Below are 19,857 nucleotides of genomic sequence, written 5' to 3' on the forward strand. Positions count from 1 at the left end.
AGGATACATTATATTCAATATATATTTATACAATGGTTTGAAGAGCCTCTACTGAATTTCGTTATGGATGTAGGACATAATTATGGGAGGATTTCATGAGAGAAAGTTGCGGTAAGCGGGTGTGGAATATCATGAAGTGAAGAGAACGTTTTTTCCCGTCGTCTCGCCAATCACCAATTCCGGCTCCACGAGGGTTTTAAAGTATTTTCCGTCTTGTCCGTCATCACTGTTAATGACTTCAAGCAGCGTGTACGCCGCGCGGTAGCCCATGTCCCGTTCAAACTGTTTAACATGCGTAAACGTGCTGTAGCCTTCGATGATGGAAGTCGGATCATCAAAACTGATGATGGAAATGTCCTCAGGCACCTTCAATCCAGCTTGACGCGCAATCTGGTAGATTTTCACGCCAAGACTTCCATTTAGCGTGATATAGGCGGTTGCCATTCGATTTTGGATATAGCGGTACAGGGGATGGGTTTCAGCTTGCTCCAAACTTCCGATTTCAAAATCGGTCACGATGTGGGCAGGATTAATGAGGGATCCCTTTTCCTTGAAGGCATTCATATATCCGTCGATCCGCTCTTGAACGGTAACGGTTTGTATGGGGGAATCGGAGCATATGGCGATTTCGCGATGCCCCAGCTCCCACAGGTAGTTTACAGCCATGTTAACGCCAAGCCTGCCGTCTGATGCGATATAATGCGTTTCGACCCCTGGAAGGTAACGGTCGATGAGAACGAACGGAAACCCCGCAAATTTCATGCTTAGAATTTCCTCGTTGAATAATTCCTCGTCAACCGGGAAAATCAGTAACCCTTCCACTCCGATTTTACAACATGTCTTGATTGCCTCTTTTTCCTTATCAAGGCTGCCCTCCGATAAATAGATGACGCAGCGGTAATCGTTCTCGTTGAGTGCCTGCTGAATACCTTGTATAAGCCGAATCGTAAAATAATCATAAATGCTGGGCAGAATCAGGCCTATTAACCGTGTCCCCATTTCTCCGCCAGCTTTATGAATAGACTTTACGGCGTTTATAGGAGAAGTCGCCGACATTTCAGATTCAGGTTCACTTACAAAAGTCCCCTTTCCGGGCACTCTGGTTATGATTTTTTCGTTAACCAAGCCGGCCAGGGCATTAACGACCGTAATCTTGCTGACTCCGAAACGCTCCATGAGTTCTTTTTCCGTAGGAATACGGTCTCCAACCTTCAATACTTGCGACGATATCAAGTCGCGTATATACTCTTGAACCCTCTGATACAACGGCATTCTTTCCGTAGAGCTCAACCGAATCACCACATTTCATTCAATATGTTTAATATATACATTACGAATGGCGCAAGCGCTTTATTCCATATCCTTTCTTTGTTTGTGTAGAGCCGGGAGAATGCATCGGATGTGTTCTCCCAGCTCCTCCATTACTTAAAATAAAAAAATGCTTGCTTGCAGTTGTTATGGTCTATATGTTCTTGTCAAAATATATACAGCGTAAAGAGAAGCCGCATATTGACGATCGTCCATGCGGGGCGCACAAAATAAACGGACAGTCGAGATCTGCTCAACTGTCCGTCCATTAAATCAAGCTGTCATGAGAATGACTTACACCATACAAACGACAAGTAATCAAATTCTGCTTACATAAAATGATTCGAAATCAGCAACTGAGTCGAACTGGTTCAAAGATACACCTTCTGTTCTTAGATGATTCTCTAATTGTTCGATCAGCTGCAGGACAGCTATTCGCAATGGTTCAAAATCCTCGGGATCCAGAAGCGCAGTGAGATCCGGATAGCTGAAGCGATGATAATATTCCCGATACTCCCCCAAATCGAAAATGGCAGGCCAGCGTCCTGTTTCGGCTGCGTACAAAATACGTGCCAAACCATCTTGTAGACCTGTAGCAACGAAAAACGCGGTTTCATAGTGGCCTTTTTCGCAAGCGGTTAGGAGCTTGTTAAGCATTCCTTTTTCCTCTTCATAGTATCCCTTCATCCAAGTATGGTATGAACGTAATCCTTTGAGCTTGTTTCTTCGTTCTGAAATTATATGAAGGGTGTCTACAGTCAGTTTCTCGCAAGCAGTCATGATTTCATCTTTAGAATGGCTGAACATCATTGTATCAAGGTAGAGATCCAGTTGGTCTGGCTTAATTGGAAGATTGTTGACTTGCTCGCGATAATGGCCCCAACTGCGTGTATAGTACGTTTGGTTTAACAACGCAAGAGATTTAAAAATGGTAGCGGCAATTTCTTGCGCCAGTATCCGACAAAAGGATAAATCCATGGAGTCTCCGGCAAAACGAAGCTTTATCAAGCTAGTAAAACAATCACGCACGACAACCTCAGCTCTATTGATCAATGTTAACGTGTTGGACGGCTCCCCCATGGAAGAGATGGTCTCACGGAGTTTCATGAATTTCGCCAGGTCTTCATCGGAACGCACATACAATAGTTCACAATCCGCAATAATGGTCGTACTCCAATCTTCGGAAGCTGACATTCTTTCAGCACGATCCCATCCAATTGGCCAAAAATCAAAACTAATACCGTCGATTATAAACTGTAATTCCACTTGTTTTCCTCTAGGTGTGGCCGGAATGAAGAAAAAGTCTAAGTCCGATCGCTCTGTCGCCCTCCCCTGCAAATAGGATCCGTAATATCCGACAATCGCAACATCTTGCGGGTAATGGGTCTTAATATGTTTGACAATGACATCGGCTACAGCAAAAACATCAACCATCAAATCCCCCCTCCTACATACATCCTCTTGATCACGTATTGGAAATACGAATCATGGCATATGCTGATCGTATCGCTCATTCTAGTGGCTGATCTCTCAACCATTCATCCTGATACGGACAGTTGCATGGGATAACGAATTGTATTGAAGCTAAATGCTAAAATTTTGAACAATATCTTTAACAGCTAATCATGGTTTCTTCATTCCAAAATTCTTTTACTTCGTCTAGGATTTGAGCAGCAGGCGTTATTGTGGCCTCGAAAATCGTTCTTCCTGTTTTTCGTAAATAATATTGGATTAAATGATATCCGCAAGCGTATCCGGCGCTATAAGGCATGTTGACCGGTGTAAAGTTTTGAAGTTTTGCGATCTCGTCACCGTAAAGATAAGGAGCAAATTGATCAAACCCCGTTAATTGCAATTTCTCTCTAAGCACAGGTTTTATGCGTGTGTTAAGCGTTTCTGCGTTAGTTTTCGTTACCCAGGGACCGAGCAATTCTTCTCCAAACATGAACGTAGCATAGTTCTCAGCTAATCCTTCACTTACAATGAGCTCGCCCAAATTAACGGTGTGATCCCACTGAATAAATTGATAACGTACATTATGGTTGCATTCGTGCGCCAGCGAAGCCTTCATTCGAGGAATCGTGTACTCATTTGGCAAGAGTGTACCCCAGATAAACCCGGGAATGCCCCCAAAGCCGCTATAACCTTCGTTTATTACTAAAGCACGGCTTTCCGGATTCCCTAGTTGAATCGTAAACAAATAGTCGGTTACAGGGAGGTTAATTTCATGCTCTGCAAATAGATGCAAGCTTTTCTTCACAGCATGCTCACACTCTAACCAAAATGATTCGGACGAAATCAGCTCGATCTCTGCCGAAATCTGAGGGGTAATCTGATCTGGGGATCGATGCATCATACTATTAAACGTAAGAACGTCAAAACCATTCGCCTCTTCAGCTTTAAAAGGAATCTGTTGAATCTGCCATTGTTTCATAAAGGGAGCCATCATTTCGTTTCTGAACATTTCAAGCTTTTCCTCGGGCGAAGCTTGAGCAACTTTTTGATAAATATGATCTGAGCGCAGTGATTTAATATTCATTTCTCACACTCCTAGTTATGTATTCATAGAGATAATACACAAACATCATATTTGAAAAGAAGACAACGATGATACACCAACTATAGATATATTCATTTATTACCCTCTTACCTCTAATGGAAAAGGGAGCAGCTGCCGCGGCATCATCTGCTCCCAAGTCATTCAACTCGATCCTTGTTTATTTTTGGTAATGCAAGCCGGGCAAGTCCCTATGTGGCACGTTAACCCGGCAACTCAAGATCTGCTGTTTCTTCCATATACGAAATATAAAGTAACGGATGACATGATCATCAATATCACCGAATAAACCAAGGTCAACGCTTTGGTATCTGCTAGCGCCTGAGCATCCGTGCTGTTCTTGATGACGATTCCTAACGGCTGATACAAAGGATGATAGAGGAACACGGTTACGTCATAATCGGCCAAAATTCCGTTGAAATTCAAGGCAAGAACAGCTAGCGTCGATGGCAGAATGATCGGCAGCAATACTTTTCTGAACGTATAAAACGGTTTGGCACCCAAATTCCTTGCAGCGTCTTCCAAATTGCTGTCCAAGCTGAAGAAGGAGGCCTTGACCATTCGCAGGGTAAAAGGAATATGGATGATGACATACGCAATCAGAAGCATCCAGACCGTGCCAACCAGCACCGTATTCCCGATCATCAGCTTCGGCGTGTTAAAGGTTACGATCAGTCCGATCGCAATCAGCGTTGACGGCAGAATCCACGGAATCAGCAATGCGTATTCCAGGGCAAGCGCCCACTTGTTCTTATATTTATGCAATATCCTTGACGCAACCAGCGCCAATGCGACAACAATGACCGAGGCAGCTGCGGCATATAGAATACTTACGAGATAAGGCTTGAATGCCGACATGGATGAAAATACTTGAATGTAATTATCCAACGTGAAGCTGTTCAAATTCAACGTGGCGGTAGAGATACTGGCCGCATCGGTGAACGAAAAGATGATGATCAGCACAACCGGAACGATGTAGAGAACAAACAGGCCGTAAGCCAAAATATGAGCGGCTAAATTCCCGGATTTGCTGCGGATATTTTGTTTGACCAGCTCCGATTTGACTTTGGAGACCGACATGAAGTTGCCTTTACGTTCGAACCGGATCATCACGGTCAACAACACCAGTGTGGCCACTCCGAGAATAAGGGCCAGCAGCGCAGCCAAATCTCTTGACGTCATGCTTCTCGAGAACGTCAGAATCATCGGCGTAATCGTCTGGAATTCCTTGCCTCCGAGGATAAGCGGCGCGGACGTGGCAGCCAGGCCGGTGAGAAAAGTCAGAATCGTCAGCGCATAGATCGTAGGTTTCAGGACCGGGAGCACGACCCGCCGGAGGATATACCAAGTAGACGCCCCCATATTTCTCGCGGCCTCCACCGTTTGAAAGTCGATTTTGCGAATCGCATTGCTCAGGAACAGGAAGTGGTTGGACGTGCAGGCGAACGTCATGACGAATAGAACCGCCCAGTAGCCGTGAAACCATGTCGTATTAAAAGAAGGGAATAATTGAACCAGGAGCTTGGTCATAAACCCCTCTTCGCCATAGACGAATTTATAGCCGGACACCAGCACGACTCCGCTGTAAATCAGGGTCGTAAAATAACCCAATCGCAAAATCTTCGCGCCTTTGATATCGAAATATTCCGAAATCAAAACCAGCGTAATCCCCACCACATTTACCGTAATAACTAGGGAAAAAGCGAGAATAAAGCTGTTATATAAACTTCGCATCGCGCGTTCGGACGACAGCAGCTTCTCTGCCGCTTCCAGCGTAAATTTGCCGTCCTTCATGAAAATTTCGCCGTAAATATTCAAGTTCGGATAAATCAGAAAGGCAATGACAAACCAGACAATCAACCCGTATAAAAGGATCGAGACAGGGTTTATGGAAGCCAGCCGGGTGCTCAGGTTCCGGGCATTCATGCTTCGCCCTCCCTCATCGGATATTGCAAAATATCGCGGGTCGGGAGGTAGATGTCAACATCGTCGCCGACCTCATGATGGACGAGCCTGCTTTCTATTTCGATGGTCTTTAACCGTCCGCCGCCGGCAATCTCCAATACGTACTTGCTGTATAAACCGTAAAATTCCCGGTCCGCAATCTTGCCTTTCAATTGGACCGTATCGATACCCTGCAGGGGCTGCAGACTTACCTTCTCGTTGCGGATATAGGCGATATTCCCCGGCTGAACAACATCATTCAACCGGCTGTTCTCTACCATTCGCGGATCGATCCGGTTAATATCTCCGATGAAATTGCACACAAACTCCGTTTGGGATTGATTGTAAACTTCCATGGGCGTGCCCACTTGCTCCAGGACTCCATGATTGAATACTCCGATCCGGTCGGACAGCGTTAACGCTTCTTCCTGGTCGTGCGTGACATATATCGTTGTGATCCCGAATTTCTTCTGCAATTGTTTCAGCTCATTGCGCAGCTGTACCCGCAGCTTGGCGTCCAAGTTGGATAAAGGTTCGTCCAGTACCAAGATGCTCGGCTTCAAAACCAGCGCCCTGGCAATCGCAACGCGCTGCTGCTGGCCGCCGGATAGTTCCGATACCTTCTTGAACAGCTGATCATCTTTCAAATCAACCTTCCGGGCAATGTCCCGAACCTTCTGATCCAATTCCGCCTTGGGTAATTTCTTGACTCGCAAGCCAAAAGCGATATTCTCGTACACATTCATCGTTGGAAAGAGCGCATAGCTTTGAAATACCATCCCGATCTCTCTTTTTTCGATCGGCAAACGGGTAATGTCGGCGTCTTTCAGCAGGATCTGTCCGCTCGTAGGCATAATAAACCCGACCAGACTGCGAAGGGTCGTCGTCTTCCCGCAACCCGAAGGACCAAGGAACGTGAAGAATTCCCCCTCCCGAATATGCAAATTAAGGTTTTTGACCGCATGAAATTCACCGAATTTAATATCAACGTTCTGGAATGTAATCATATTATTCTCTTCCTTTTTGTTGTACTTGAATGAACGGCTGCATATTGGCATCCCCAACATGCAGCCGGCTTGACTCCATTCCGTTACTTAATGCATAATCTCCAACTCGATTTTCTCCGCCCACAGATCCATGTTTTCAGCAATAAAAGCCCAATCGAAATCTTGTGGTTTTAATGAAGTAAACAGCTCCTTGACGGACTCATTGGCTTGCTCAACCGCTTTCGTATTTGCCGGCATGGCATTGAACTCAGCCGCAAATCCCCCTTGAACTTCGCTGGATCCGAGCCATTCCACGAACCGCTCCGCCGTTGCCTGCTTCTTCGTTCCGTTCACGATTGCCGCATGTTCCACGACCATAGGTACGCCGATTTCCGGACTGACAATGCCTGCTTTCACGTTATATTGCTCTTCCTTCTGCTGCAGGGTTCCGGAGACGAGCGCTCCTAGCGGCGTTTTACCGCTGGCCAAATTGGCATAGAAATCTTCGCCCTCGACTGCGCTGACGCCGTTGTCATACAATTGCTGAATTTCATTCCAGCCTTCCTCGGATATGCCGAGATCACCATTCGGATCTTGGAAGCGGGTCAGAATCCCCGCTACAATAAGGCGAGGCGTATTTTGTCCAAGCAGCGTAGGAGCTTCGTACTTCCCTTTGTACGCATCGTTCTTATAAAGATCCGTCCAGTCTTTTGGCGCGGTATCGGCCGTGAATTCGTTCGGGTTATAACCAAGGAGAATCGCTTGCTTCACAAGACCATGATAGTAGCCTTCCGGATCATTTAAACCCTGCTCAACATCACCGGCCCAGCTTGGAACAAACTTAGCCAGAGCGTCTTCCTTTTTCAAATTCTCATAAAGCATATTATTCAAGCCGTATACGACGTCCGCGATCGGGTTGTTCTTCTCGGCAATCAAGCGGTTCGTCAAGTCGGCGCCGCCCGCTCCGACAATTTCGATGTCAAATCCAGCACCTTTCGCTTTCTCGATCAGCCATTCGCCGCGGCCGTCAGAGTTCGCGTTCGTGTACACGATCAGCTTTTCATTCTGGTCTGATTCCGTAGACGACGATTCCGTTGAAGCCGGTGTTCCGGCCGGCGCTCCGGACTCCGAAGTGCCACCGTTTGCATTGCCGGCATTGCTGCCGCCTCCGCAAGCCGAAACAATCACACACATAATGAGAAGTAGTGCCATTGAAAGTTTTCTCATGATTCCCTTAACTCTCCTTTGATCGTGTCATTTTGTTTGGTTTAAATGTTGATGATCAACCCGTCATATGCCGGTACAATTCCGGCGGGGCTGAAGATACGGACAAAATCCTCATGTAGCAGCTTGGAATTATGGCTGAAATGTGTGACGATGATTTGGCCTTCAGGCTTCAGGATATTTTCTTTTTTGAACTCGCGCTGGACTTCCAGCACCGTTTCCACGCACATATGATTGCGGTCGCGGGCATTCCCTGTATAACCATGCGTGCAGTCGAGGATGGCGCAATCCAGGTTTTTGCCCTTTAACCATGCCCAAGTCGCATCCGGGAACCAGCCCGAATCATGCCCGTACAGCAGTTTTTTCCCTTCCTTTTCGATCACGTATAATAGACAGGTTTCCATCCGGTCATGATCGGCCAACAATGGCGTTACCCTTGCATCGCCCATAGCAAAGGTCTCATACGGGCGCAACAGATGGAATTGATACCTTTGACCTTCAAAGCGGCCGATGGCGGCACGCGTGTGATGCATCACGGTACCATTCCCATAGATGTGCATCGGATGCTGGAGGCCGTGCGCAATCCCTTCCCTGCGGCATTCCAGATCCGCAGCATTGAAATGGTCCGAATGCGAATGCGTGACGAGCAGGTGCTCGATTGCCCCCAGATCGATATTGTCCCGCAGCGCCTGCATATAGGAATCCGGGGAATAGTCAAATTTGATGACATCGTCCATGATGGCCGAAGTTCGTGTACGGATATTTTTTCCACCAAGCTCCCGTGCCTTGGTACAATGCTCGCAGCGGCAAAATGCATTGGGAAAGCCCTCTGCGGCTGCGGTTCCTAGAAAGTGAATTTTCAAAGTCATTTCTCCTTGCCATGCAAACTGTAGTGATCCATTTTAGGTCCTGGACAGAACGGATTGTCGTTCTACAATCGATGTTTGAATTTTAATGGTGATTGGATTCTCGTTGGAGTTGCCAACGCGTTTCATCAGCAAATCAACGGCCGATCGAGCAAGCTTCTCGGTATCTTGTCGAACCGTCGTAAGCGGGGTTGGAATATATGCCGCTAACTGGATATCGGAGAAGCCGACGATGGACAGCTTTTCAGGAACCGGAATATCCATCTGCAATGCGGTATGAATGGTCGAGATGGCGACATGGTCATCCCCGCACATGATGGCCGTCATCCGGGGGTTGTCCTGAATAAACCGCTCCTGCTCCGGATCGAGCTCATTAATGCGTCTGGTATCGCAAGCGACGCTTCGAAAATGAATGTTCTGGTACTTGACCGGAATTTTATGGTCGAGCAGCGCTTGGATATAGCCTTGGTACCGCTCCTTCCTGCTTGTGATATGATCGATCGCGTTCGAAGTGTATCCGACTTCCCGGTGCCCCTTCTCGATCAAATACTTGGTCATTTGATAAGAGCCCATATAGTGGTCGTGATACACGCAATCGATCTCCACTTCATGAAAAATACGGTCGATGATCACCAGCGGCAGTTTGCGAAGCTTTAATCGCAATACTTGATCGCTGCAGGTCTTCCGCCCCTGGGGAAACAGAATGATACCGGTAATTCCTCCTTCGGCCAACCTCTCCAGACAGAGATCCTCATCGTCGCAATCCTTCGTCATTTTCAGAATGAGGTCGCACCCGTGCTTTCGCACTTCAGCCTCGGCGGCGGCGATAATCCTGGAAGTGTAATCGGACAAATGGGGCAAGATGAGCGCGATCTGTCCGAACGGCCTCTCCACGTCCGGCGCCGCCACGGTGCCCTGGGTAGAAATCCCTGAATCGACCATCAATCCTTCTTGAGGCTGGGCAAGGAAGGTCCCTCTTCGGGGCAGGCGGTACACCAATCCCTGTTCGGCCAGCTTTTGAAGCGCCAGCTTGCTTGTCATTCGGCTCACGCCGAACAGCTTGGCAAGCTCTCCTTCGGATGGAACCGGATCATGGGGCCGCAGCCTGCGGCTCTTAATGATCTCGATCACCTGATCAGCCACCCGGTGATATAATTGATTCTGTTTAATCAAACGTACATCTTTCATCAAATTATCCCTCAAATCATTGAGTCGACTCGTATCCGCAAGGGATCTAATTTGACGTTAAGTTATGTCACTGACATATTCAATGATATATATGTAAAATTCTCGTAAATTCTATGTTAAATCGCAATTCTGTGTTCCTATATCAAGAAATACATATCAGTGATATATTATTCGCTTCACATATTAAAGCTTTACATCCGTGATCGCTCCATAATCATTAGCAAATGCATGGGATAATGCCGCACCCCAAGCAAAAATGTCAAATGACACACAAAATAGCCGCCAGTCTAAACCTGGCGGCTATTTTTAACCTGATCCCCGTTCACGCACTGCCCATTAAGTCTCAAAGTTCTCTGACTGCATAATCCCTTGGTCTAGCTGTATTTCTGCCTAAAGCGGTCCGCGATCCAGTGATTGATCTCAAACAAATCGGCCACAGGTTCTCCTGTAAATGGAATGCGAGGCATGTAGCTGACCGGACCGAACTCAGGGGTTACCGTGAAGTACGGCTTGCCTGCTTGGCTGCAATGCGCCCAAATCTGTTCCCACCAGCCTTCGAATCTTGCCAGTTCCTCCCCATATTCAGGTGCTGCCGGATGAGGAACCTGAGTACCGTTAACATATCCCACTCTTCCATGAGTATGCTGGGTACGCCTAATCATAAAGGCCATATCCTCTTCTTGATCATGCAGCAATGATTCGCAGACACAGGTAAAGTGGCTGAAATCCGCCGTGATTTTCAATTCCGGGAATTTTTTCAGCAGCTTCACGGTTGCACGAGGAGTGAACATGGCGCGTCCTCTATGGGTTACATGCGCCACGTCAACGCCCAGCTTCTTTTCCATGCTCAAAGCGAACTCAAAAAGTGAATCTTGTTCTTCCTCAGAAAAGTAATCTTTACCGGTATGGGAGTTTACGAAGATCGGCGAAAACTCCAATGCACTTTCCAATTGCTCGTGATAAACCTCCTTATGATTTCCATAAGTGAATATCTGAGGGATATATAACAGCTTGAACTCTTGCAGCAGCTCCATAAATTCATTCTTGTCAGCATCATTCGGAAGCCCTGTTTCAATACCTTGATAGCCGTTCATATAAGCTCGCTCGAATTTCTCTCTTAATGTCCCCTCCATGCCCCAAAAAGCATGAAATAATTGCAGCTCCATCATAATCCTCCCTAGATTTAATCGTCCTTCGTCATCCCCATCGGCATCATCATGCCATTGTCCATTCCCATCATGGTCACGCTATTCGATTCTGCTTCCTCATCAGATAAAAACACCTCGGTACCGAATACAGGCTCGGCATATGGCAGATGCGTGCTTCCGCGCGCCAGAATTTGACGGTAATTACCCGAGTTTCCTTCGAATCCGTCATGATCCCAAGGAACCCATGACCGGGCGTTGCAGTAATGACACACATAAGATCGGCGGTAACGGTCCGAAGTTCGATTAGGAAAAGAGCGGTGGAACAGATGTGAATGGAAAAACAGCACGTCTCCCGGGCTCAAAATAACAGGAATTGGCGGCGGATAGCCGGCGACTACCTTCGAAAGCGTATTCACATTATCGTCTATATGGCTGACGTTCTGGACGCTGTTTAAATCCTCAAACGCATCCACTGCATGAACGTTCCCTCCACCGATTCCATCAGGCGGATACACAGGTTCGTGGTTCGAACCCGGAACGACCCATAAGCAGCCATTCTCTTCATCCACTTCCTCCAGTGCAATCCACGCTCCAATCAGTGTGTCGGGGTGCGTCTTGATATAACAGGAATCCTGGTGCCAGCCCTGTCCTCCCTTCCCGGGCGGGTTCAGGAAGAGCATGGACTGAAGAGCATAGACGTCGGGGCCGATCAGTGCTTCAGTCACATCGAGAATACGTGGATGGAGCATACCTCGCTCAGCCGCCACATTCACCCGGGAAAGCATATGAATCCGTGTCGCCTTCGCGAATTCTTCCTTGAGTGGATCCGTGCTGTCAGCATCCGCCGTCTTGTCCGGCTTAAGACGGTTGAGCCTAGAATCCTCCGCCAGCTCAAACAGTTCGGCGATATCATCTTTTGACAACAAGCCTCTAACAATCAGATAGCCTTCCTTGTGATAGTTCGTATACTCCTTCACACTAACCAAATAACGATTGTCCCTTGCGCGTGATTTCGGGACATAAAATGTACCCATTATTTGAATCCCTCCGTCATTAAGAATGTCTGCACATTCATTGTACCCGCGCTGGAATCGTGCTCTCAATGGCCTGAAACCGGAAAACGATGTGTTTATTTGATCTAGGGTTTGACTAAGATATATCGATTAACCGGGTATGGCGTGCGCGAATCCAAAAGGTCGGCCGTATGACGAAATAATGGATCATTGCAGCGTTTAAGATAATCAGAGGCCGTAATCCCCCGAATCCGTTTATACATTTTGGAGAAATGGTGTTCATCCCCAAAGCCAACCGAAAAGGCAATTTGTTTGACCGAACCTGCTCCCCTCATCATCAAAAACTCTGCGCGGCGCAGCCGTCTTTCCAGCAGCATTCGTTTCGGAGTCATACCCAGGGACACAACGAACACGCGGGTGAAATGCTCATGCGACCATCCGGATCGTGCCGCGATTTCTTCGATGGTTATGGGCTCCGCCAGATGCTCCTCCATGAATTCCAGTGCCCGTTGAATCGGGACTGGCAAGGAGAGTACGCTCCCTTCATCTGTATATCCAGAATGAGACGACAATTCTTCAAGCGAAGCGGCAACAAGCACAGCCAGCCGTCTCCGCCAATAAGAAGATTGGTGATTCGCAATCCAAAGCATCTTCTGCATCATACCAGCAACAAGCGTATGCTGGTTGGAGAGAAACCGATTGCCCTGGCTAAAAAGAGGTTCGAACCTTTCATTCTCTTCCCGAAGGGCTGCGTAGTCAAAGTGGACGAACATATGCCGCACATTTTTCTCCGAGCAGAAACGATATGAATGCTGTTCTCCTGGACGAGTGAAGATGAAACAAGGCTCATCTAATAGAAAGGCTTGACCGCCTATCTCATAGACTGTTCCAGAACCGTCGGGGAAGTAAACCAGTTCGTAATCGTTAATGGTTCTCGGGCCGAGTATGAAACCGGCCTGGATAATAATGTCGCCGACGTTATGAACTACCGGCCATTCTTGCTCAGTCATTCCTCTCTACCGCCTTCCTCCCTGCTTTTGTCTGTTGTTGTTACGATTGTACCAAAGGTCTATGGTTAACCATATATCTTCTTATCATTTTCGACTAAGTGTATATGGGTTTTAACAAGAACATGTATCGTTAAAGCACAAAAAGCCGCAGCTTCGCGGCTTTTTAAGCGAGTTTATTTTTGTGAAATGGTGGAAACATCGACGGTTCGGCCACCAGGGCGGCTGAGCGTTAGATGTCGTGGGGTGATGGCAGACGTACTAGTCAGTCTTCGATTGCCTGATAGACCATAGTCCAGAAGTCGTGGATAAGATGCGCCGAATCCGGGGTGGACATTCCGACTTGAGTGAGCAGGATTCCGGTAAGCTGTTTGTCCGGGTCGGCGTACGCCGAGGTGCCGCTTCCGCCGTCCCAGCCAAATTGGCCGATGGAAGCATAGTCGCCGCGGTAGGTGCGTACCGCCATTCCGAAACCCCAACCGCCGTGCTGCCCTTGGCCATGCGACAAATGGACATTGTTTTTGGCCAAGTCGTCTCGGAATGCTTGCTGCTCGGGCGTAAGGCGGTTCGTGGTCATCAGCTGGACAGCAGGCCGGGACAGGATTCGTTCGGTCCCGTGCAGCCCTTGGTTTAGCAGCATCTGTAAATACGCATGAGAGTCGTCTACGGTTGACAGCAACCCACCGCCGCCTGCTTGGAACGCTGGCGGCTTACTGTAGCGTCCGCCTGCCGCCTCATCCCATACCATGAACTCGCCGGTCTGCGGATCGGGAACGTAGGCCGGAGGCAGCCGGTCAATTTTGCTTTCGGGCACGTAGAAGCCGGTATCTTTCATTCCCAGCGGTTCAAAGATGCGTTCGCGCAGGAACGTCTCGAATGTCTGACCGGTAACCCTCGCAACGAGTACGCCGAGCACTTCGTTGCTCATGTGGTACTGCCATCGTTCTCCGGGCTGGTAGCATAGCGGGAGCGTACCCAGGCGGCGCATCCACTCATCCGGCTCCGGCATCTCCTGCCCTGGCGTGTCAAATAAACCATTCTCGAAGATCGCGTTTTGGATTGGGGAGCCCATTAACGTCATATCCACTCCGAGTCCGAACGTAGAGGTCAACAGATCCCGCACGGTGATCGGCCGCCGTGCCGGCACGGTTTCGTCCAGCGGGCCGTCGGGTCGCTTCAGCACCTGCCGGTTGGCGAGCTCGGGCAGCCACTTATCTACCGGGTCATCCAGATGCAGCTTGCACTCGTCGAGCAGGACCATCACCGGCGCGGCCCCAACCATCTTGGTAGTGGATGCCATCCGGAAGATCGTGTCCCGACACATAGGAGCGCCACCGTCATGGCGCATCGTGCCAATCGCTTCGACGTGCGTCTCACCATTCCGGCTGACTAGGGCGACAAGCCCAGGAATCTTTCCGGAATCGACATGCCTTGCCAGCACGTCGTGCATTTTGCGCAACCCTTTTTCAGTGAATCCTTTGTTGCTATGTCCCATTGCAATCTTATTCATTTGATATCCCTCACTTTAATTTTTTTGTAAATCCCATTGTTTTAAACTACACTTTCGCCCGGCTTTGCGTTTTCCATTTGTCTTAAATAACCGTAACCTTGGACAAATCGGCCTCCAGGCCTTTAAGCGCCGCATAGGTCAGCTTATCCATCGTTGCGCCGTCAAAGCAGATGGTTTTGATGGCACGGTAATACTTCTTGGACAACAAAGGTCCTTGGAAAGACGAATTCTTGATTACCGCGCCCTTGAACGAAACGCCGTTCAACCCTGCTTTGTCAAACTTGACGCCGATGAAGGTTTGGCTGTCAAACACCAGCCCAGTCAGATCGCTATTTGTGAAATCTACCCCGTCGAACATACAATTTTCAAAGACGGTGTTTCTAAGATCGGTCATCGTCAGATTGACGTCGGTCAGTTTGGCGCCCAAGAATTTTGCGCCGGCCAACCTCGACTTACTGAAGTTGGTGCGCACAAGGACCGTTTTATTGAAGCTTGCATGGGCCAGGTCAAGGGTGGACAGGTTGCAGTCCGTCAGATTCGTGCCGTCAAAATGGGCACCGTGTACGTCGCTGCTCTTAAACGAACTTCCGGTCAAATCAGCGCCCGAAAAGTCGGAACCGGAGAGCGAGCTGCTTTTAAACTGTCCATTATGGGCCGTAACGCCTGCAAAGTCGCTTTTCGTCAGATTGCTTGCGTTAAAGTTTGTCACTACTTGCCGTTCCTGCGAGTTAGAGGTTTTGGTTTGATTCATAAATATTCACGTCTCCCTTATAATTAGTTTTCTAACACCATTACTTTGAATCCGGATCACCTATTCATACCAACCGTTGGTATGAATAGGTGTAAAAATAAGCTGCCTCTCGGCAGTTTAGTTTTCTTTGCTGACATCTCTCGCTGACACTCGAAACAATTCCTCGTATCGTTGATACATTTGCTCATCGAACAGATCAAGCCCCAGGCCTTTCAATATTTCATCGAAAAATCTTACCTTATGAAGCATCATCTCGGGCGAAGCCTCAATGACCTCCGGGTTTAGCCAAATATTGGTGAGAATCACCAGGACTTCGCTAAGCTCCCTTGGGTAGTCGGTTCGAATCGAGCCATCTCGCATTCCCTGTTCGATGATGGGCTGGATATAGACGGGTACGGCTTTTTCAAAGATGTTCTCGATCTGGGCCGCCAGCAGCTTCGGATTGCGCAAGAGGTTCGGCGCCACCGATGCCAGTTCGTTGTGAGCAGCATTGTCGAGAGAGAGTTGGGAAATCTTCCGGAGCTTCTCCAGGCCGTTCAGCCCATTGTCATCCCGGATGCCGGAGAGCATCTCGTCAACGCCTTTGAACGCGTGATCGATGACGGCCTGCCAGATCTCTTCCTTTGACTTGAAGTGATGATAAATCGCTCCTTTTGTCAACCCGCCCAGTTCATTGATGATATCCTGAATGGAGGTTTGCTCGTATCCTTTTTGCATGAACAGATTAAGCGCCACGGTTAGAATTTGGTTGATGGTTTCTTCCGGATATTTATTTCGTGCCACTTGCCCTCTCCTTTCATACATTCGGTTGGTATGTAACAAATATATCCAATCATCCGTTTGCTGTCAACCCCCTTTTTGATGTTTATTGATTTTCGTTTTTCATTGCCAGAGTTATTGGCTTCTGTATTCAATAGAAGGCGAGGATACGTGGCTATACCACCATCCCCAGGCAAAAAAAAAACCACACCAAAGTAGGGGCGAGGTTTCTGATTGATATCCACTTCCTTTATTTCAAGTTGAATCATCTGGTCTAGCAGTCCTGTACCATCCGGCAAACTGCTCCGATCTGTTAAACTAACATTTCCCGTTAATCCAATCATTTTCTTCACCTTGTTTAACTGAGATACATAAGCATCGTTCAATCTCTGCTAGTCCATCATCATATCAACAACTTTTTTTGCAAACGCAGCATAGGATTCGATCAGATCCGGATTTCGATCAATGGCCCATCGAAGGTTATCGAACGCGCTTAATAGCTGCAAATGTCTCATATCAGCTAGGTTTTCTGCACTTATGCCGTACCCGTCTTGAAATGCTTTGAATTCTTCCGTATTCGGATTTCCGTCTAGCATTTGGCACCGCATCAGCCAAATCATATCCCCATGCGGTACCGTTCTTACTTCTGCATTGCCCCAATCCAATAATATGACTTGTCCCGACTGATTGATAATCGTATTCTTCAATGAAAAGTCTCCATGGTTTAAACCGAAACGGAACCTTTCTTTCTTCAAATTCTCAAACAGTTTTCGCACTCTCTGCGATTTCGTATGATTGATTACTCCGAGCTCAATCAATCGATCATTCTCCGTCAAACTATTGATATTATACTGTACATATCCTAGCCAACTGCCGTCCGATCCTGCATGAGAAGGGGAGTGAAACTCACCATGGACCGGATCTATTAGATTTTCCCCATATCCCTTCACTGGGATCGAATGAATAAGTTTGGCATATTTGCCAAGCTGCCTCCAAACATCGGTCTTGAGAGCCGTACTATCTACCCCGTTGTCTCCCTCAACGAAAGCTTGAATCATATATGCGGTTTCATCAATTACACCAATGGTCAACACCTCAGGTCCGGGAATACCAATCGCGGCAGCTTGTTCAATACACCATTTTTCTTTCACATAGCTTGGAAATGCAGCTGAGTCGTTCATGCGAACTACGACTTTACGACTCTTGGTTTCAACTACGAAAACCTGATTTACGATGCCTTTTCCTATGATCTGGTAAGATGTTTTTATTTCTTCATGAAGAAAACCGCTTGCAATTCGTTCTGCTTGCGTAGCTACAGACTCTCCCACAGTTTATCACCCTCTAAAGTGTCGTATTTCGAATAGATTACCACACTTTTTTTGGAAAGTACGTTTATAACTAAACTATCCTTGTGCGTTAACTTAATGAGATAGCTGGGGGAACCTCCCCGCCCGGATACAATGTCGAGCAGGACAAGCGTTTCGGCTGCGACAGCGGAATACCCGAAGGGATCTCGCTCAGATCCGCAGGCATGCTCGAATATATGGACGCGGTTTCACTGCTGTATATAATGACTTGCTCCGTATGGCTGCCCCATAGGTCAGCATGGACGGCATAGCCCTCGGAAGGAAACTCCACGACCGCGTTCATATGACCGTCATACAATGTTGGGAAGATGCCCCCACCGCGCCGGTATGCCAAAATATAGTCTGGCGCGCCAACCGCCCACCCGCTCAAAGGCTCGATAATCGTAAGCCAGCCGGGTGTCTTCCGGTCTTCCTTCCACACCTCTTGTCCGCTGCTGTCAAGCAGGAACAAGGCGTCCTTGCCAATTAAGCCCTTACCGTCGTCCTCTCTCACGAGTCGATCCAGCCCGGCAATTTGCATTCCCGGCAAGTCGCTTCGGAAGCGCCCGAGCGCTATATGCTGGGACTCGATTGAGCCTTCGTAGCGCCATAATTCCTTGCCGTAACGGTCATACATGACCGTTACGCTCCCTCCGATCACAAGCTCAGGCTCTCCGTCGCCGTTCACATCACCGATCCAAATGCAATCGGCGTGATCATCCAATTCACGGCAGCTCCATAACGGCGTGCCGTCATGGTCCAGCAGCGTATAACCGGCCATCACTTCGTCGTATCCATCACCGTCCAAATCATATGCCCAAGGGAAATGGCCGGGGTTGCCCTCGTGGGTCCAGAGCAAATTGAAGTTCCGGTCCATAGCCCACATGCGATGATAACGATCCTTAAGAATGAAATCTCGCCCATTCGGGTTGCCTACTAAATTCGCAATGATAATGCAGTCGTGCGCCTCAGGGTCCGGAAGCTCATGGGACGACCTAACGCTTCCGTCGTGCCCGTTGATGACGATGAGCCGGCTATCCATAACGCACAGCACCTCCAACCGGCCGTCTCCGTCGATATCGACAATTTGTGCCGGATAGTCCGACCCTTGGCTGCCTGCTCCCGGATCCGGCTTCCCCGTTTGCCAGAGCAGATTCCCCTCTAGATCAAACGCAGTGAGGCACTGCACCTGATGGGGAATATAACGCACGTCTTGGCGGTTGTCGGGCTGCACGAGCAGCATCTCCATCCGGCCGTCTCCGTTTAAGTCGCCGAGCAGCATTTTACAGCGTGGACCTGCCGCCCGTATATCCAGCTTGCCGATGAGTATAGGTTCTTTGGTCATCCCTTGGTTCATCCTACTTCCCTCCATTCCTCTCTTCGTATTAAAACTTGATTAACTCGCCGCCTTTCACTTCGACGATCTCTCCGTCCACGTTCAACCAGACGTTTAACGCTGAAGGGTTGTAAACAAAATCCAAGTCAGCTGCAAACTTCAACCTTTCGAATGCCTTGGCGTAATCGACAAGCTCAATGTTGGTACAATACCAAATGTCCGGATTGCCCCCAATATAGGCACCAAACTCTTCCATAAGTTCCCAATTATCGTCGTTATCGAACTCGTAGCTGTGGCCCCATACGTACATCAGATACAGATATTGCTTTTTGTGCAAGCTGACGAAGGTTTCCGCATGCTTCATCAGGTCACGATTATGGTGGCATGTCGGCTTCCATTCCAGAAAATCGTCCGGCATTCCGAAATGTCCAGTGCTGTCAACGACTCTGGCATACTCCATGCCGAGACCTGGCAGCATCTCTTTGATTCTGTGGTTGTAAGAGCCGTTCGGATACGACATCCCACGCACCGTATAACCCACGATACGTTCCAGATTTCGCCGATCTTCCATGATTTCGTGCACGATTTGCTCGTTCGGGCAGCGAGCGATCGTAGGGTGAGTCAGCGTATGTGCCGACACCTCGTGACCTGTATAGAGCGTTTTGACCTCATCTGCACCCACCTTGTCATGCGTTCCGACCAGTCCGGAATTGATATGAAAAGTTCCTTTAAGCCCATTTCGGTTAAACGTGTCTACCAGCCGCCGATCGGCGAATCGGCCGTCGTCGTAGCTCATCGTTAACGCTTTGTGCCGCCCTTCCGGAAAGCACATCAAAATTTTCGCCATCCTGTTTCCTCCTTAGCGTATATACTCCACAGCAGACGTACTGCAAATTCCCTTCGTCAATGAGCGG

18 protein-coding genes are annotated in these 19,857 nt (G+C 48.3%); all 18 read right to left on the bottom strand.

What is annotated here, in order from left to right; translation table 11 throughout:
- Nucleotides 1-129: 129 nt before the first annotated feature.
- Nucleotides 130-1,272 carry a GntR family transcriptional regulator gene (locus BJP58_RS04195; RefSeq protein ID WP_194542919.1) on the bottom strand — a complete coding sequence of 381 codons (1,143 nt, stop codon included), beginning with the start codon at nt 1,270-1,272 and terminating at the stop codon, nt 130-132.
- 354 nt (nt 1,273-1,626) lie between these two features.
- Nucleotides 1,627-2,742: a hypothetical protein gene (locus BJP58_RS04200; RefSeq protein ID WP_194544808.1), complete on the bottom strand. Its 1,116-nt coding sequence runs from the start codon at nt 2,740-2,742 to the stop codon at nt 1,627-1,629.
- Between the two features lie 178 nt (nt 2,743-2,920).
- Nucleotides 2,921-3,847: a DUF2268 domain-containing putative Zn-dependent protease gene (locus BJP58_RS04205; protein ID WP_194542920.1), complete on the bottom strand. Its 927-nt coding sequence runs from the start codon at nt 3,845-3,847 to the stop codon at nt 2,921-2,923.
- Between the two features lie 234 nt (nt 3,848-4,081).
- A complete protein-coding gene (locus BJP58_RS04210; protein ID WP_194542921.1) occupies nt 4,082-5,791 on the bottom strand; it encodes an ABC transporter permease in 1,710 nt (569 codons plus the stop codon).
- Nucleotides 5,788-6,816, bottom strand: a complete 1,029-nt coding sequence (locus BJP58_RS04215; protein ID WP_194542922.1) for an ABC transporter ATP-binding protein — start codon at nt 6,814-6,816, stop codon at nt 5,788-5,790. The genes BJP58_RS04210 and BJP58_RS04215 overlap by 4 nt, the downstream gene beginning before the upstream one ends.
- Nucleotides 6,817-6,903: 87 nt before the next feature.
- Nucleotides 6,904-8,022: an extracellular solute-binding protein gene (locus tag BJP58_RS04220; protein ID WP_194542923.1), complete on the bottom strand. Its 1,119-nt coding sequence runs from the start codon at nt 8,020-8,022 to the stop codon at nt 6,904-6,906.
- Between the two features lie 41 nt (nt 8,023-8,063).
- The gene (locus tag BJP58_RS04225; protein ID WP_194542924.1) at nt 8,064-8,882 is read right to left on the bottom strand and encodes an MBL fold metallo-hydrolase; all 819 of its coding nucleotides are present in this window, start codon (nt 8,880-8,882) and stop codon (nt 8,064-8,066) included.
- A 39-nt stretch (nt 8,883-8,921) separates the two neighbouring features.
- Nucleotides 8,922-10,073 (bottom strand): GntR family transcriptional regulator, encoded by a 1,152-nt coding sequence (locus tag BJP58_RS04230; protein WP_194542925.1) that lies wholly within the window; start codon nt 10,071-10,073, stop codon nt 8,922-8,924.
- A 374-nt stretch (nt 10,074-10,447) separates the two neighbouring features.
- Nucleotides 10,448-11,242 (bottom strand): sugar phosphate isomerase/epimerase, encoded by a 795-nt coding sequence (locus BJP58_RS04235; RefSeq protein ID WP_233354955.1) that lies wholly within the window; start codon nt 11,240-11,242, stop codon nt 10,448-10,450.
- Between the two features lie 14 nt (nt 11,243-11,256).
- On the bottom strand, nt 11,257-12,255 hold the full coding sequence (locus tag BJP58_RS04240; RefSeq protein WP_194542926.1) for a phytanoyl-CoA dioxygenase family protein: 999 nt from the start codon (nt 12,253-12,255) through the stop codon (nt 11,257-11,259).
- A 104-nt stretch (nt 12,256-12,359) separates the two neighbouring features.
- The gene (locus BJP58_RS04245) at nt 12,360-13,244 is read right to left on the bottom strand and encodes an AraC family transcriptional regulator (RefSeq protein WP_194542927.1); all 885 of its coding nucleotides are present in this window, start codon (nt 13,242-13,244) and stop codon (nt 12,360-12,362) included.
- A 262-nt stretch (nt 13,245-13,506) separates the two neighbouring features.
- Entirely contained in the window at nt 13,507-14,736 is a 1,230-nt protein-coding gene (locus BJP58_RS04250) for a serine hydrolase domain-containing protein (RefSeq protein ID WP_194544810.1), read from the bottom strand.
- Between the two features lie 97 nt (nt 14,737-14,833).
- Nucleotides 14,834-15,502 carry a pentapeptide repeat-containing protein gene (locus BJP58_RS04255; protein WP_194542928.1) on the bottom strand — a complete coding sequence of 223 codons (669 nt, stop codon included), beginning with the start codon at nt 15,500-15,502 and terminating at the stop codon, nt 14,834-14,836.
- A 117-nt stretch (nt 15,503-15,619) separates the two neighbouring features.
- Nucleotides 15,620-16,285: a TetR/AcrR family transcriptional regulator gene (locus BJP58_RS04260; RefSeq protein ID WP_194542929.1), complete on the bottom strand. Its 666-nt coding sequence runs from the start codon at nt 16,283-16,285 to the stop codon at nt 15,620-15,622.
- Nucleotides 16,240-16,647, bottom strand: a complete 408-nt coding sequence (locus BJP58_RS04265) for a hypothetical protein (RefSeq protein WP_194542930.1) — start codon at nt 16,645-16,647, stop codon at nt 16,240-16,242. The genes BJP58_RS04260 and BJP58_RS04265 overlap by 46 nt, the downstream gene beginning before the upstream one ends.
- Nucleotides 16,648-16,653: 6 nt before the next feature.
- On the bottom strand, nt 16,654-17,589 hold the full coding sequence (locus BJP58_RS04270) for a phosphotransferase family protein (RefSeq protein ID WP_194542931.1): 936 nt from the start codon (nt 17,587-17,589) through the stop codon (nt 16,654-16,656).
- A gap of 88 nt (nt 17,590-17,677) precedes the next feature.
- Complete coding sequence (locus BJP58_RS04275; RefSeq protein ID WP_233354956.1) at nt 17,678-18,964, bottom strand: FG-GAP-like repeat-containing protein; 1,287 nt, start codon at nt 18,962-18,964, stop codon at nt 17,678-17,680.
- Nucleotides 18,965-18,992: 28 nt separating this feature from the next.
- Complete coding sequence (locus BJP58_RS04280) at nt 18,993-19,790, bottom strand: polysaccharide deacetylase family protein (RefSeq protein WP_194542933.1); 798 nt, start codon at nt 19,788-19,790, stop codon at nt 18,993-18,995.
- Nucleotides 19,791-19,857 lie beyond the last annotated feature (67 nt).

The sequence above is a fragment of the Paenibacillus sp. JZ16 genome (genome assembly GCF_015326965.1).
Lineage (GTDB): Bacteria > Bacillota > Bacilli > Paenibacillales > Paenibacillaceae > Paenibacillus_AQ.

What these genes read in the sequence shown, in the direction of transcription:
- BJP58_RS04195 (WP_194542919.1), bottom strand. Translation starts at nt 1,272, where the DNA reads ATGCCGTTGTATCAGAGGGTTCAAGAGTATATACGCGACTTGATATCG.
- BJP58_RS04210 (WP_194542921.1), bottom strand. Translation starts at nt 5,791, where the DNA reads ATGAATGCCCGGAACCTGAGCACCCGGCTGGCTTCCATAAACCCTGTC.
- BJP58_RS04250 (WP_194544810.1), bottom strand. Translation starts at nt 14,736, where the DNA reads ATGGGACATAGCAACAAAGGATTCACTGAAAAAGGGTTGCGCAAAATG.
- BJP58_RS04235 (WP_233354955.1), bottom strand. Translation starts at nt 11,242, where the DNA reads ATGATGGAGCTGCAATTATTTCATGCTTTTTGGGGCATGGAGGGGACA.
- BJP58_RS04205 (WP_194542920.1), bottom strand. Translation starts at nt 3,847, where the DNA reads ATGAATATTAAATCACTGCGCTCAGATCATATTTATCAAAAAGTTGCT.
- BJP58_RS04280 (WP_194542933.1), bottom strand. Translation starts at nt 19,790, where the DNA reads ATGGCGAAAATTTTGATGTGCTTTCCGGAAGGGCGGCACAAAGCGTTA.
- BJP58_RS04215 (WP_194542922.1), bottom strand. Translation starts at nt 6,816, where the DNA reads ATGATTACATTCCAGAACGTTGATATTAAATTCGGTGAATTTCATGCG.
- BJP58_RS04255 (WP_194542928.1), bottom strand. Translation starts at nt 15,502, where the DNA reads ATGAATCAAACCAAAACCTCTAACTCGCAGGAACGGCAAGTAGTGACA.
- BJP58_RS04200 (WP_194544808.1), bottom strand. Translation starts at nt 2,742, where the DNA reads ATGGTTGATGTTTTTGCTGTAGCCGATGTCATTGTCAAACATATTAAG.
- BJP58_RS04230 (WP_194542925.1), bottom strand. Translation starts at nt 10,073, where the DNA reads ATGAAAGATGTACGTTTGATTAAACAGAATCAATTATATCACCGGGTG.
- BJP58_RS04245 (WP_194542927.1), bottom strand. Translation starts at nt 13,244, where the DNA reads ATGACTGAGCAAGAATGGCCGGTAGTTCATAACGTCGGCGACATTATT.
- BJP58_RS04240 (WP_194542926.1), bottom strand. Translation starts at nt 12,255, where the DNA reads ATGGGTACATTTTATGTCCCGAAATCACGCGCAAGGGACAATCGTTAT.
- BJP58_RS04220 (WP_194542923.1), bottom strand. Translation starts at nt 8,022, where the DNA reads ATGAGAAAACTTTCAATGGCACTACTTCTCATTATGTGTGTGATTGTT.
- BJP58_RS04275 (WP_233354956.1), bottom strand. Translation starts at nt 18,964, where the DNA reads ATGAACCAAGGGATGACCAAAGAACCTATACTCATCGGCAAGCTGGAT.